The 12,747-nt window shown below is 64.7% G+C and carries 15 protein-coding genes and 2 pseudogenes; 13 read left to right on the plus strand and 4 right to left on the minus strand.

The genetic code is table 11. The features are described 5' to 3' along the window. Positions 1 to 19: 19 nt before the first annotated feature. Positions 20 to 901, minus strand: coding sequence for an RNA polymerase sigma factor SigJ (gene sigJ, locus ACTWQN_RS16585; protein WP_443204380.1), 882 nt, complete (start codon positions 899 to 901; stop codon positions 20 to 22). 397 nt (positions 902 to 1,298) lie between these two features. Between sigJ and ACTWQN_RS16590 the strand changes: the two genes are divergently transcribed. Continuing rightward, positions 1,299 to 1,775, plus strand: a complete 477-nt coding sequence (locus tag ACTWQN_RS16590; protein ID WP_443204552.1) for an RrF2 family transcriptional regulator — start codon at positions 1,299 to 1,301, stop codon at positions 1,773 to 1,775. A 218-nt stretch (positions 1,776 to 1,993) separates the two neighbouring features. On the opposite strand, the gene ACTWQN_RS16595 is transcribed toward ACTWQN_RS16590, so the two are convergent. Continuing rightward, on the minus strand, positions 1,994 to 2,407 hold the full coding sequence (locus tag ACTWQN_RS16595) for a cupin domain-containing protein (RefSeq protein WP_443204381.1): 414 nt from the start codon (positions 2,405 to 2,407) through the stop codon (positions 1,994 to 1,996). A gap of 717 nt (positions 2,408 to 3,124) precedes the next feature. On the opposite strand from ACTWQN_RS16595, the gene ACTWQN_RS16600 reads away from it, so the two are divergent. The 4 genes and pseudogenes from ACTWQN_RS16600 (at position 3,125) to ACTWQN_RS16615 (ending at position 5,091) form a co-directional block, all read left to right on the plus strand. After that, a complete protein-coding gene (locus ACTWQN_RS16600; protein WP_443204382.1) occupies positions 3,125 to 3,697 on the plus strand; it encodes a cupin domain-containing protein in 573 nt (190 codons plus the stop codon). Positions 3,698 to 4,039: 342 nt separating this feature from the next. Next, a pseudogene (locus ACTWQN_RS16605) lies at positions 4,040 to 4,177 on the plus strand (helix-turn-helix domain-containing protein); the annotation flags it as partial. 24 nt (positions 4,178 to 4,201) lie between these two features. Beyond that, entirely contained in the window at positions 4,202 to 4,534 is a 333-nt protein-coding gene (locus ACTWQN_RS16610) for a helix-turn-helix domain-containing protein (RefSeq protein ID WP_443204553.1), read from the plus strand. 38 nt (positions 4,535 to 4,572) lie between these two features. Continuing rightward, a complete protein-coding gene (locus ACTWQN_RS16615) occupies positions 4,573 to 5,091 on the plus strand; it encodes an IS3 family transposase (protein WP_443204383.1) in 519 nt (172 codons plus the stop codon). Between the two features lie 39 nt (positions 5,092 to 5,130). Here ACTWQN_RS16615 and ACTWQN_RS16620 read toward each other — a convergent pair. Together ACTWQN_RS16620 and ACTWQN_RS16625 are read right to left on the minus strand one after the other, a co-directional pair. Further along, positions 5,131 to 5,301: pseudogene (locus ACTWQN_RS16620) on the minus strand ((2Fe-2S)-binding protein); the annotation flags it as partial. Beyond that, positions 5,301 to 5,495, minus strand: coding sequence for a 3,4-dihydroxy-2-butanone-4-phosphate synthase (locus ACTWQN_RS16625; protein ID WP_443204384.1), 195 nt, complete (start codon positions 5,493 to 5,495; stop codon positions 5,301 to 5,303). The gene ACTWQN_RS16625 and the pseudogene ACTWQN_RS16620, both read right to left, overlap by 1 nt. A gap of 327 nt (positions 5,496 to 5,822) precedes the next feature. Between ACTWQN_RS16625 and ACTWQN_RS16630 the strand changes: the two genes are divergently transcribed. From ACTWQN_RS16630 to ACTWQN_RS16665, 8 genes are all read left to right on the plus strand, one after another. Next, positions 5,823 to 7,055, plus strand: coding sequence for an NAD(P)/FAD-dependent oxidoreductase (locus ACTWQN_RS16630; protein WP_443204385.1), 1,233 nt, complete (start codon positions 5,823 to 5,825; stop codon positions 7,053 to 7,055). A gap of 37 nt (positions 7,056 to 7,092) precedes the next feature. After that, the gene (locus tag ACTWQN_RS16635) at positions 7,093 to 7,986 is read left to right on the plus strand and encodes a LysR family transcriptional regulator (protein ID WP_443204386.1); all 894 of its coding nucleotides are present in this window, start codon (positions 7,093 to 7,095) and stop codon (positions 7,984 to 7,986) included. 130 nt (positions 7,987 to 8,116) lie between these two features. Continuing rightward, entirely contained in the window at positions 8,117 to 8,515 is a 399-nt protein-coding gene (locus tag ACTWQN_RS16640) for a hypothetical protein (RefSeq protein ID WP_443204387.1), read from the plus strand. Positions 8,516 to 8,530: 15 nt separating this feature from the next. After that, positions 8,531 to 9,547, plus strand: a complete 1,017-nt coding sequence (locus ACTWQN_RS16645) for a ferritin family protein (RefSeq protein WP_443204388.1) — start codon at positions 8,531 to 8,533, stop codon at positions 9,545 to 9,547. Further along, on the plus strand, positions 9,544 to 9,828 hold the full coding sequence (locus ACTWQN_RS16650; RefSeq protein WP_443204389.1) for an MmoB/DmpM family protein: 285 nt from the start codon (positions 9,544 to 9,546) through the stop codon (positions 9,826 to 9,828). Before ACTWQN_RS16645 ends, ACTWQN_RS16650 begins: the two co-directional genes overlap by 4 nt. Positions 9,829 to 9,832: 4 nt before the next feature. Continuing rightward, on the plus strand, positions 9,833 to 11,359 hold the full coding sequence (locus ACTWQN_RS16655; RefSeq protein WP_443204390.1) for a YHS domain-containing protein: 1,527 nt from the start codon (positions 9,833 to 9,835) through the stop codon (positions 11,357 to 11,359). A gap of 1 nt (position 11,360) precedes the next feature. Beyond that, positions 11,361 to 11,681 carry a phenol hydroxylase subunit P4 gene (locus ACTWQN_RS16660; RefSeq protein WP_443204391.1) on the plus strand — a complete coding sequence of 107 codons (321 nt, stop codon included), beginning with the start codon at positions 11,361 to 11,363 and terminating at the stop codon, positions 11,679 to 11,681. A gap of 13 nt (positions 11,682 to 11,694) precedes the next feature. Continuing rightward, positions 11,695 to 12,747 carry an NADH:ubiquinone reductase (Na(+)-transporting) subunit F gene (locus tag ACTWQN_RS16665; RefSeq protein WP_443204392.1) on the plus strand — a complete coding sequence of 351 codons (1,053 nt, stop codon included), beginning with the start codon at positions 11,695 to 11,697 and terminating at the stop codon, positions 12,745 to 12,747.

A 12,747-nucleotide genomic window follows, 5' to 3' on the forward strand; every position in this document is an offset into this window, starting at 1 on the left:
CTCGGTTTCCGCACAAGGTTCATCCTGCGGCGGCTGCCAGCGTGGCGAGCTTCGTCGGGTTCACGACAAGACAGACCTCGTGGATTCCCTCGGGTGAGGCGTCTACCCAGCATACTGCGACCGGTTTGCCCGCACGAGAAACGAAAACGACGTTCTGCCCGTTCGCCTCGACGAGTGCCGTGTCTGCGTCCCTGCCGTGGATCCCGACTGCGCGGGTGAGGAACTGCGCAACGCGCTCGCGGCCAACGATCGGTTTCCGCGCCGCCGTCACTGCACCGCCACCGTCCGAATAGGCCAAGGCGTTCTCGGTCAGCATGCTCTGCAGCCCTTCGACGTCTCCGCGCCGGGAGGCGGCGAGAAACGCCTGTAGCAGCCGGTCGCGTTCAGCGGGTGTGACGCGGGCGCTGCGCTCGCGTGCGACGTGCCCGCGTGCCCGACGGCTCAGCTGCCGGGCGTGGTCCTCGGTGATGTCAAGGAACCCGGCGATTTCGCGATACGGATAGTCGAACGCCTCCTTCAGTACGTAAACCGCCCGTTCTTGCGGAGTGAGCCGCTCGAGCAGCAGCAGGACTGCCAGCTCGAGGGCTTCGCCCCGCTCCACCGCGACCTGCGTGTCCTCTCCTGTCGGGATCGGCTCGGGCAGCCACGGGCCGACGTAGAGTTCACGTCGCGCCCTAGCGGAACGGGCTGCGGTAAGGGCCAGCCGGCTCGCAGTGGTGACGAGGAACGCTTCGGCGTTGCGAACAGCACCGCGGTCGGTACGTTGCCAACGGATCCACGTGTCCTGGACGACATCTTCCGCGTCGGCAAAAGTCCCCAGAAACCGGTAGGCGATGCTGAACAGGCGCGACCGCTCGGCTTCGAACGTCGTCACCGCGTCGGCCAGTTCCCCATTGGCCACTTCGATGCTCCTTGTGCACTTTCGCAGGTAATTCCGATAGTGGCAGGCGTTGTTGAGAGGGTGCAACCGCGGTCAGCAGTTCTTGTGGTTCGTAGGCGAGAGTGGCGCGCGATCGGCCTGTGCCCGGCAGTCCTGTTTCAGAGCGGCGTCCTTCCGTTGTCCCGCAACGGGTAGATAAGGAATGCGCCTTCCGTTGTGGACCACGGTGGGGCCGGCCGGCACCGGCTGAGGAACCAAGTTGGAGGCTGGGAGTGGTCCAGTGGATCGGGTGCGCAGTGGTCCAGTTCACGGTTGTCCGTCGCTGCTGTCTGTCTCCGACTGCCCCGTGCACGACTAGGGCCAGCCGGGTGAACCTTGACTCCGGAGGTCCAGGTTCTCTAAAGTGGTCGCCGTGCGGATGAACCGGGGAGTGGAGTGGTCTATTCACGTCCTGCTGTCCCTCGCATGGGTTGACGATGGCAAGCCGGTTCCCACCGCAGAGCTTGCAGCGAGCTATGCACTTCCTGTGGCGTACTTAAACAAGCAGCTGCAAGCCCTTGTGCGGGCGGGTTTGTTGCACTCGGTTCCCGGTGCACACGGCGGCTTTCTGCTCGCGCGCCAGCCGGAAGAGATCACGCTCATGGACGTGGTCTCGGCGATCGAGGGGCGCGAGCCCGCCTTCCAGTGCGCCGAGATCCGCCGTCAGGGGATGGGAGAAGAGGCGCCGCGCAGCTCGTTCCGTCGACGGTGCGCCGTCGACGCGGCGATGCAGCACGCCGAAGTTCAGTGGCGGAAAGCACTGGCGTCGCAGACGCTCGCGGATATCCGGACCGAAGTCGGTAGGCACGCTCCCTCTGCTGCCAAGATCGCCCGCAAGACGTACGGCCGCGATTGAGCTGGAGCGCCTGACTTGCGCCGGTGTGGCGACGTCAGCGCATTTCGGAATCTTTGTTGCCAGACCTGAGTCTAAACTGCAAGAAGTGACGGCCGATTCCAGGGCTGCTGACGGGCCGTAGGCTGCCGAGACTGTTGTCTCCGGGTAAGGCATCCCGGAGACAACAGGTGGGTGATTCGGCGAGACGTCCGGTCGTGTCTGCCCACCGGCGTAGGCGTTCAGGCCGATCGACGGGCTTTCGGATGACGCAGGTGGTCCCGCCCGCGGATCTCTTGCTCGTCGAGGAAGGTCAGCATCGGGACGTCGGGTGCGCAGACCATGCAGACGACGAACTTGCTGGCGATGTCGTCACGCAGGTTGCCGGCCTGGTAGTGCACGACGTCGCCGCCGGGTTCCCAGAACGCCTCACCGGCCTTGATCGGGTAGGGCTCCTGCCCTTCGAGTTCGAAGAGGATTTCGCCTTCGATGACGTAGCCAAACACGGGACCGGAGTGCCTGTGCGGACCGCTTCCCGGGTCGCCCGGCGGGACCGTGACGACGCCCACCATGAAGTGGGACCCCTCCGGGACGAACGGAGGTGTCTGCGTTAGCAGGTTGTCGTAGGTGGATCCTGAATCAGCGGAAAGAATCATACTTCGAGTCTACTCCGGTGCCGACGGCGCGATCGGTCCAATCGTCGAGGGATTTCTTGGGCCGGTTAGGACGCAAAGGTTTTCCGGGGCGATGGGTAGGTCGTTGGTATCAAGCATGTGAGATACGAATAATCCAGGATTGTCGAGGACTTGGTCATCCGAAGGGAAGAGATTCACATCGGACGCTATCGGTCGCTTGGTGGTCGGCTGCGCTGTATGGCACCAGATTGAATAGCGGGTGAGGACAGTCCGGTCCCGGTACTGATGTCCCTATCGCGGGGATGACCCCGTTGGTCACGAGTCGGGTGCTACGCGTAAGAGCCCCGCTGCAGAGGTGTTTCCCACGAAGTCGAGCAGGGTGCCGAAGACGACGATGCGCCGCGCGCCGAATCGGGTTAGTCGACCAACGATGAAGGAGGCTGGGGAACGCGAACGGCCAAGGCGGAGCCCGGCCAGCACGCACACCACGAACCCGCGTTGGCTGAACAACCGCATGTCTATCAACGGAAGAGTCGTCCCGCGCGGTTTTGCGAGCGAGGTCGGCGACGAGCGCTGGCCCTGGTTGATGAGGGGTCGGCGTTGTCACCGTTGAGGTTGCCGAGCCCGCAGCACCGACGTGCGCTTGGTCCTCAAACCCGACAAGCTCTCACTCTGGAAACGACCGGCAAACGTACTGCGGCTGTGACGTGCGCCGCACAATGCTCCGCCCCTCCCACGATGACGTCACACACGGATGTGCTGTGCCGTCCTGAAGGTATGGGCATCCGCAGCAAACAAGTGTCAACAAGAAGGGACGTTTGCGTGAAGAGTTTATCTCGATTTGCGATGACGTCTGTTGTCACCGTCGCGGTCTTTGTCTCTGGTTGTGCAAGCGCAACCGGGACGACCGAGAACAAGGCAAGCTCACCCGCTCCCAAAATAAGGGCCGTTGACACCACTGCGGGGAGTCCGGTAAGCGCTGTCACCATTTCGGAAAAAGTTGTCGGCAAAACCGACTATGTGGTGAAAGAAATCACCATCACCCCTGGTGGTACCACTGGTTGGCACTATCATCCCGGCCTCGTCTTCGGTGTAGTGAAGCAGGGCGTGCTCACCCACAACATGTCTAATTGTTCAGTCGACGGCGTCTACGATCCAGGTCGGGCGATCGCTGAGAGAAGCGGGGCCGACTACGTGCACATCGGGCGCAACCTCGGCACAACGCCGGTCGTGCTGGACGTAGTCTACGAGAATCCGGTTGGCAGTCCGTTAGCCGTGAACATGGCGAATCCAGACTGCCCATTCCAATAATAGTCGTGATCGGCTTCGACGACAGCACGTTCCACGCCAGTACGTCCAGACGCGCGTTGAGCACTTACCCCGGAACCGCTGCCATCACCTCCAGCGGTCGCTGCACGGCCGGGTCGACTCGGTCGGCCGTGGGCTGGCGCGCGGGCACCAGCCCGGCTCGCGCCAGCCGGTAGAGACTGCTCGACGATGAACTGTGGGAGGTCGTTCCGGCCGCGCCGCGGACGCTAAGCGACTGCCAATCCCGCCACGGCTGACGAACACGCGAAAACGGGGCCTCCGGTGTTGAAGTGGTCCCCGGTGGTTGGACTGAAAATTCAGTTCCGATCTCCGGGGAGTAGTTGCATGTTGAGGACCAGCTCGTTGACCGTGGAGCAGCGTGCGGCGGCGATAGAGTTGTTCGATGAAGGTTGGGCAAGGACAGCGGTGGCGACGCGGCTTGGAGTGTCGAGACCTACGGTCACTCGGTTGTTTGACCGGTGGCGGGTCCGTGGTGGTGCGGCGTTGGTGAGTAAGCCGACCAAGCGTGTGTTCTCCTTCGAGTTCAAACTCGACGTGGTCCAACGGTTCCTCGCGGGCGAGACCAAGCTCGACCTGGCCCGTGAGTTCGACCTGTCCTCGCCGAAGCAGGTCGAGACCTGGGCGCGGATCTACCGCCGCGAGGGCGAGGACGGGCTACGGCCGAAACGCCGTGGCCGCCCGCCCCAGTCCGCTGAGACGGGCTCGGGCGGGGAAAGCGAGCTGCAAGCACTGCGCCGGGAGAACGAGCGGTTGCGGGCCGAGAACGCCTACCTGGGAAAATTGCGTGCCCTGAGGATGCAGGAACAGCGGCGAAAGTAGCCGCTGTGATCGCACTCAGGGCCGGTCATCGCCTCGCGGTGCTGCTGGAGGTCGCCGGGCTGGCCCGCTCGACGTTTTTCTACCACCAGGCACGCCTGGGCTGGCCCGATCCACGTGCCGAGCTCAAAGCCGCGATCACCACGGCATTCGAGACCAGCAGGTGCCGGGGGCATCGCGTCGTGCACCGCCATCTGCATCAGGCCGGGTGGCGGGTAGCGAAAAAGACTGTGCTCAAGCTGATGCGGGAACTGGGCCTGGTCTGCCCGATCCGCCGCCGACGGCGCTATAACTCCTACCAGGGCGCGGCGGGCACGGTCGCCGACAACGCCCTGGGGCGGGACTTCACCGCGACTGGCCCGAATCAGAAGTGGGTCACCGACGTCACCGAGTTCCGCGTCAACGACCGCAAGATCTATCTCTCACCGGTGATGGACCTGTTCAACCGGGAAATCATCTCCTACGCGGTCAGCACCTCACCCAACCTGGAGTTCACCAACTCGTCCCTGCGTGACGCGCTGGCGACACTCGAACCTGCGACAACAGGGGAATGTGCGTGAAGGTTCAACCAGTGATCTGGGTCGACCTCGAAACCGTTCGACCACTGGCCGACCGCCGACGTGCACGGTGGACGCGCCGCATTGACCCCAGTCGCAAGCTCTCTTCGGACCGGTGGTGGACAGGTGCTCCCGCAACGCGTCCAGCAGCGCCACGCCGGGATCGATGCTCGGCTGCTCGGTCCTGCCGTTGATGTCGAGTGAGATGCCCATCAGACCTCTTTTCGAACAGGGTGAAAGCCGGGGTATCGGCTGTTCTGCTCGACCATCTGCGGCAGGCAGAGGCTCCGGGATCGTTTCGCACCCATCGGCACGCACGCGATGCCGCTGGCGTGGCGGACCATGACCGCCATATGTTCTGGCGTGGTAGTCAGCGGTGCTGAGTCCGTGGAGCCGACGTCGATCACTCACCCAGGACGATTGGGTGGTCTCCTCAGCAGTGGGGTGGTGCGGCACGGTCTTCGCGGCTCCTTCGCTGTGTGCGCGAAGAACGCTACTGCAGCCTCTGGTCCTCGATTTGGTCCAGTGCATCGCAAAACTACTGGGCCAGTTCAGCTGCTGCCCAATAGTTGACACGGGATATCCTGGATATTTAACATCCAGTCTTGTCCCCCTAGGTAGCGAGGAGTCCAGCGTCGGCGTATGGCAAGATTCAGGACATTGTATGTCCAGTTTCGAGATTTCGCCTAGTCGGCGATGGATCGAGTGTTGCTGGAGCTAGAAGGAGAATCTGGATGTCGAGGGTACTGATTTTGGGTGGCGGGTTCGCCGGGGTGTGGAGTGCGGCGAGCGCGGCGAAGCTCCGCCAGGAACGGGGCTTGTCCGAAAACGACTTGCAGATCACGGTGATCAGCGCCGGTGACGACCTGGTCATCCGACCGCGGCTCTACGAAGCCGACCCCGACCGGATGCGGGTGTCGCTGGACCGGGTGCTCGGGCCGATCGGCGTCCGCCGGATCGCCGGGACGGTGACCGGCATCGACACCGGCGCGCGGACGGTCACCGCGATCCGGCGCGACGGCACGACTACTGAACTGGGCTACGACCGGCTGGTCCTCGCATCGGGCAGCCAGGTAGTCCGGCCGCGGTTCCCAGGCGCCGAGCACCTGTTCGACATCGACACGCTGGCCAGTGCAGCGACGCTGGAGGCGCACCTGCGCCGCCTCCCCGAGCGGGAGGCCGAACGAGGCCGGTACACCGCGGTGGTGGTCGGCGCCGGGTTCACCGGGTTGGAGATCGCGACCGAGCTCGTCGGCAGGCTCGGGGAGCTGGCCCCGCCGGAGCAGGTCCGGGTCGTGCTCGTGGAGCGCCTGGATGCCGTCGGGCCCGAGCTCGGCGAGGGGCCTCGCCCGGCGATCGAGAAGGCGCTGGCAGACCTCGGTGTTGAGGTCCGGCTCGGCGTCAGCGTCGAGGAGATCGCCCGGGATGCGGTCCAGTTGTCCGACGGCACACTCGTCCCGGCCGCCACGGTGGTGTGGACGGCGGGCATGACAGCCAGCCCGCTCACCGCTTCCATCCCGGCGGAGAAGGACAGGCTCGGTCGACTCGACGTCGACGAGTACCTGCGGGTGCGTGGTCTGCCGGACGTGTATGCGGCCGGGGACACCGCCGCGGCTGTCTCGCCCGCGGAAGGGCGCGTCGTCATGCAGAGCTGCCAGCATGCGGTTCCGCAGGGTAAGTTCGCCGGACACAACGTGGCCGCGGACCTCCTCGACGAGGAGTTGGTCCGGTTCGAGCCGGCCCCATACGTTACCTGCCTCGCCTTGGGGCCTGCGGGTGCGGTTGTGACTTCGGGCTGGGACCGCGAAGTGCAGATGACTGAGCAAATGGCCAAGGACCTCAAGCACACGATCAACGAACAGTGGATCTACCCGCCGGTGGACGATCCGACGGCCTTGCTGAGCCAGGCGGGCCCGCAAGCGGAGTGGCCGGATTACCAGTCGGTCGAAACCCTCGCCGCGAGCTGAGGACGGGTCGGGGTCAGCCTTCGATTGCGGGGTCCGGATGGAGTTACGGCATCTCCGATATTTCGTGGCCGTTGCCGAGGAATGCCACTTCGGTAAGGCAGCGGACCGGCTGCACATCGCACAGCCGGCCCTGTCACACCAGATCAAGCAGCTCGAGACGGAGCTCGGCGTCGAACTGCTGACCCGCACCACTCGCAAGGTGGAGCTCACGCCCGCGGGCTGGCGCTACCTCGACCGGGCCCGGGTCGTGCTCGCCTCGGTGGACGCGGCGGGTGTCGAGGCTGGCCGCATCGCCAACGGCGACGTGGGCCGGGTGGCGATCGGGTTCACCGGATCGGCCACGTACGAGCTGTTGCCCTCGCTCGCTCGGGTGTTGCGCCGCGACCTCCCGGGCATCGAGCTGGACCTCAAAGGAGAGATGCTGACCCCCGACCAGGTGTCGGCGCTGGTGGAGGAAACCCTCGACATCGGTTTCCTCCGCCCGCCGGTCCGGGAACCCAGATTGGTCGTCCGCGTTCTACGCCGCGAGCCACTGATCGCGGCGCTCCCTGTCCGCCATCCGCTGACCGACCGCGACACGGTCCGGCTGGCGGACCTGCACGACGAACCGTTCATCTGCTACCCCTCCCGGCACCGTTCGGTGGTGTATGACGCCGTGTTCGACGCCTGTCAGCAGGCGGGGTTCGTGCCGTCCGTCGTGCAGGAGGTAGGCGAGACCGCCACGTTGGTCTCGTTCGTGGCGGCCGGGCTCGGTGTCTCGCTCGTGCCGGCCTCGGTGCGACATCTGCAGATCACCGGGTCGCAATACCGGCCTTTGGCGGGGACCACGCGTGAGGTCGAGCTGGCAGTCGCTGTTCGCGCGGGTGACGGCTCGCCCCACGTGGCCAAGGTGCTGTCCCGCACCCACTCGCTCGTCGGCGGGCCTCGCTAGCGGGCGAGATTCAGAAGTCCTGCCTATCAATTTTTCAGATCCAAGTATTTCCCATTTCTCAATCCATCGGAAAAACTCGGAAACAGCAAATTTCCCTGGATGAGTGTTTTTCCGGACTCAAGGAGGAGCCGTGACCCCGTTCATGCTGGCTGTCCAGTCGTTGCTGGACGGGGAGAAAGCTCCCGCGCCGGCCACCGAATCGGCGGCGTCGCGATCCGTCGCGGAGGCCACCGATGAGCAGGTGATCATCCGATCGCTCGCCGAGCAAATGGTCAGTGAGGCCAATGCGATTCTGCGCGAACACGGCGAAGTTTTCAGTCTCGTCGATGACAGCGGCGACGGGGAGCTCGCGTTCACCGTCGGGTTTGCCGATCGCAGTGCGCGGATCCGGACCGCGATAGCTGGCCGGGAGGCCATCGCACACCTGGTCATCGCTGGCGAGCCCGAAGGAGATCCTCGGCGGCTGGCGAGCGAGGAAGAACTCCGGGCCCTGCTGCTGAGCCTGCTGACTGCACCCCTGCACCGCTGATCCGGAAGAGGACTCATGCAATACGAACTGCGTTATCAGGTCATCGAGCCGAAACGGCAGACCTACCAGAACGTGATCGACCGGCTCGGCGACCAGCCGGCCAGCCGGTACCTGGAAGGCACGCTCGACGTCCAGCCACGCGAGAACTTCCACTATCGCCCCACCTGGGACGAGAACCGGGAGATCTACGACGCCGACTACAGCGCGCTGAAACTGGTGGATCCCTACAGCTACACCGACCCGCGGCAGTTCTACTACACGCCGTACGTCACCAACCGCGCCACGCTCCACGACGAGTTCACCAAGCAGATGGCCTACCTCGAGGAGCGCGAGCTGCTGGCGAAGTTGCCGTCGGCGTGGCGCACCGTTCTGTCCTCGGTCGTCATTCCATTGCGGCACTACGAATCAGGTGCGCAGATGGTGAGCGTCGGCGGAGCGCGATTCGCCTACGGAACCGCGCTGGAGCAGTGCTGCACCTTCGCCGCGTTCGACCGCATCGGCAACGCCCAGATGCTCTCGCGGGTCGGAATTGCGCTGGGTGCAGGTACCGGTGATCTGCTGCAGGTGGCCAAGCGCGAATGGTTGGACAGCGAGCCGCTGCAGCCGCTGCGTCGCTTTACCGAGGAGGCGATGGTGGTAGGCGACTGGGCGGAGGGCCTGGTCGCGGTCGATCTCGTCGATTCACTGGTCTACCCGGTGCTCTTCCGGGGGCTCGACGAGGTCGCGCTCACCAGCGGCGCTGGCGCGTACAGCCTGTTCACCCAGTACCTCTACAACTGGTTCAAGGACCAGCGGAAGTGGCTTGACGCGCTGATCACCGCGTGGGCCGACGACGAGCAGTACGGCTCGGCAAACCGCGAGCACCTCGCCCGGATAGTGGCCACTTGGAACCCGCTTGCTCACGAAGCGGCCATGGAGCTGGCTCATGTGGTCGACAACCAGCTAACCGATGCGGGAACGGTCGCTGCGCTCTCGCACACCACCACGGCCGCTGAGCAGTGGTGGGCTCGAATCACTGGAGGTGCGGCGTGAGCGAGACCTTGCGCCAAGTCGGCATCGACATCCAAGAGTCCGAAGAGAACCGGGGCATCGTCGCCGCGATCCGGTCCGACAACCCGGAACTGACCGTCCGGCACCTGCCGGGGCTGGTCAAGCTCCAGGCCGCTGGGCAGATCGTGATCAACCGGGAAACCGTCGAGCGGGAGCTCGGCCGCGAGTGGGAGACCGGCGAGTTCCAGCTGGCCATCGTCTCCTTCGCGGGCAACCTCTCGGAATGGGACGACGATCGGATCATCGTGAAGTGGGAGCACTAGAAAAATGACTCAGACCACGCCGCGCCGCAAGCTGCCGCTCAAGGAGCGCTACTCGCTGCTCACCCGGGACCTGGACTGGGAGCCCAGCTACGTCACAAAGAAGCAGCTCTTCCCGCACACCAGTTACGAGGGCATCAAGATCCACGATTGGGATGGTTGGGAGGACCCCTTCCGGCTCACCGTGGACGCTTACTACAAGTACCAGGCCGAAAAGGACAAGCGGCTCTACGCCGTGATGGATGGTTTCGCGCAGAGCCAGGGGCATCTCGGTCTTGCTGACGCCAGCTACCTCAACGCGATCCGGCTGTTCATCCAGGGCGTGACGCCGCTGGAGTACGCCGCGCACCGGCACTTCGCCTACCTCGCGCGGTTCCTCGAAGGCCCGGCCCCGCGGTTTGCCGCGCTGTGCCAGAGCATCGACGAGCTGCGGCATTGCCAGACGCAGATCCACACGATCAGCAACTACAACAAGTACTACGGCGGGTTCCACAGCTGGTCCAAGATGCACGACCGCGTCTGGTACCTGTCGGTGCCCAAGTCGCTGTTCGACGACGCGATCACCGCCGGTCCGTTCGAGTTCCTCATCTCCATCTCGTTCAGCTTCGAATACCTGCTGACCAACTTGCTCTTCGTGCCGTTCATGAGCGGCGCCAGCTTCAACGGCGACATGCCGACGATGTCGTTCGGGTTCTCGGCTCAGTCGGACGAGAGCCGTCACATGACGCTCGGCCTGGAAGCGATCAAGTTCCTGCTGGAGCAGGACGAGGGCAACGTGCCGATCATCCAGGACTGGATCGACAAATGGTTCTGGCGCGCGTACCGGATGTCCGCGCTGGTCGCCGGAATGATGGACTACATGCTGCCGAAGCCGGTGATGAGCTGGAAGGAGGCATTCGAGCTCTACTTCGAGGATCAGATGCTCGGCGGCCTCTTCCCGGACCTCGAGTTCTACGGCATCCGGCCCCCGAGGCACGTGCAGGACGCCATCGCCGAGAAGGACAAGCTGTCGCACGAGGTCTACAAGATCCTCCACAATTTCTCCTTCGCCGCCTCCTTCACCACGCAGGCGCCCAATGAGTCCCACATGCGCTGGCTGGCCGGGCAATACCCGGAGACGTTCGACCGCTACTACCGGCCGGTGTGGGAGAAGCACCACCGGATCGAGGCCGACGGCGGCCGGGTGTTCTTCCAGGGCTTGCCGCAGCTGTGCCAGGTCTGCCAGGTCCCGATGGCCTTTACCGAGAAGGAGGATCCGCGGAAGATCTCCTTCCGCACCAGCGAGTTCCGCGGCGAGACCTACCACACCTGCAGTGACGGGTGCCAGTGGATCTTCGAACGCGAACCGGAGAAGTTCGTGCAGGCATGGCTGCCGGTGCACCAGATCTACCAGGGCAACTGCGGTGGTCCGTCGGTTCCGGAGGTCCTGGAGTGGTACGGGATCCAGGAAGGCGATAACGGCGAGTACAAAGGCTCGCCGGACCAGCAGTCGTGGTTCGACTGGCACAACGGCGACGTAGCACAGGGGGTCTGAGATGAGTGTGAAAGCTCTCTACGAATACGACTTCCCCTCGGCGGACCGTGCCGAGCTCTTCGGCGACGACCAGCTCGTCTACGTGCACTGGGAAGGCAACCCCCTCTTCTGCTCGGCCGCCTGCTTCCGAGTGCCCAAGGCGATGAGCTTCGTCGAGTTCGTGGCGAACGTCGTCGAGCCCTGGGCCAGCTCCGACCCGGAGTTCGACCCGAAGGCGGTGCGCGACTGGCGACTGAACGGGCAGCCGCTCGACGAGCCCGGCGACGCGCCGCTCTCCGAACTCGGCATCGGCCACAAGGCACTGCTGAAGTTCACCGCCTGAACGGAGAGAGTTCGTGACGACCCACACCATTCGCGTGGAACCGCTCGGCGTCGAAATCCCGTGCCGGGAGGACCAGGCAGTGCTCGACGCCTGCCTGCGAGAGGGCATCTGGCTGCCGCACGCCTGCACACACGGCACTTGCGGCACCTGCAAGGCCCAGATCCTCGACGGCGAAGTCGACCTCGGCGATGCCTCGCCGTACGCGCTGCTGGAAAGCGAACGCGACGAGGGCGCCGCACTGATCTGCGTGGCCCAGCCCCGCAGCGACGTGGTGGTTGAGGGTGAGGTCGACATGGACGAGGGCGTCGGTGTCCACCCGGTGCGCGACTTCCGCAGCCGGGTGGACAGCATCGAGGAGATCGCTCCCGACGTCAGGCGCCTGGTGCTCGCCCTCGACGAACCACTGTCCTTCAACCCCGGGCAGTACGTGCTGCTTGACGTGCCGGGTGGGCATCAGCGCCCGTATTCGATCGCGAGCACGCCCTCGGACGGCACCGTGATCGAACTGCATCTCAAACGGTCGGAGAACGGCCTCGCTACCGATCGTTGGGTGTTCTCGACCCTGAACACCGGAGACGAGGTCACGTTGTCCGGTCCCTACGGCCAGTTCTCGTTCCGGCCGCTGCGGACCCAGCCGATCCTGCTGCTGGGCTCGGGCACCGGACTGGCGCCGCTGAAGTCGATGGTCCGGCACATCGCCGAGAACGGCGGCGGTCACCAGGTCACGCTCTACCACGGCGTCGCCACGAAGGACGACCTCTATGACCGGGAGTTCTTCGAGGACCTGGCCGCATGTCACGACTGGTTCACCTATCGGCCCGCGTTGTCGCGGGAGGACTGGAACGGCAGGTCCGGGCGCGTTCCTGCCCTGCTGGCGGAGGACTACCCCCGCGCCAGCGGTCACGTCGCCTACATCTGCGGTAGCCCGGCCATGGTCGAAGACACGATGAAGGCCCTGATGAGGGCCCGGTTGTTCCCCCGGGACATCTACCGGGAGGACTTCTTCGACTCGGCCGACCGCGCCGCGGGCGCCAACGTGGTGCGCAGTCCGTTGATCCGGCGCTGA

The organism is Saccharopolyspora antiqui (assembly GCF_052246905.1).
GTDB lineage: Bacteria > Actinomycetota > Actinomycetes > Mycobacteriales > Pseudonocardiaceae > Saccharopolyspora.

Bases quoted from the DNA above. Each gene is read 5' to 3' on its own strand.
- ACTWQN_RS16655 (WP_443204390.1), top strand. From the start codon at position 9,833: ATGACTCAGACCACGCCGCGCCGCAAGCTGCCGCTCAAGGAGCGCTAC.
- ACTWQN_RS16660 (WP_443204391.1), top strand. From the start codon at position 11,361: ATGAGTGTGAAAGCTCTCTACGAATACGACTTCCCCTCGGCGGACCGT.
- ACTWQN_RS16590 (WP_443204552.1), top strand. From the start codon at position 1,299: ATGAACCGGGGAGTGGAGTGGTCTATTCACGTCCTGCTGTCCCTCGCA.
- ACTWQN_RS16595 (WP_443204381.1), bottom strand. From the start codon at position 2,407: ATGATTCTTTCCGCTGATTCAGGATCCACCTACGACAACCTGCTAACG.
- ACTWQN_RS16645 (WP_443204388.1), top strand. From the start codon at position 8,531: ATGCAATACGAACTGCGTTATCAGGTCATCGAGCCGAAACGGCAGACC.
- ACTWQN_RS16600 (WP_443204382.1), top strand. From the start codon at position 3,125: ATGACGTCACACACGGATGTGCTGTGCCGTCCTGAAGGTATGGGCATC.
- ACTWQN_RS16630 (WP_443204385.1), top strand. From the start codon at position 5,823: ATGTCGAGGGTACTGATTTTGGGTGGCGGGTTCGCCGGGGTGTGGAGT.
- ACTWQN_RS16635 (WP_443204386.1), top strand. From the start codon at position 7,093: ATGGAGTTACGGCATCTCCGATATTTCGTGGCCGTTGCCGAGGAATGC.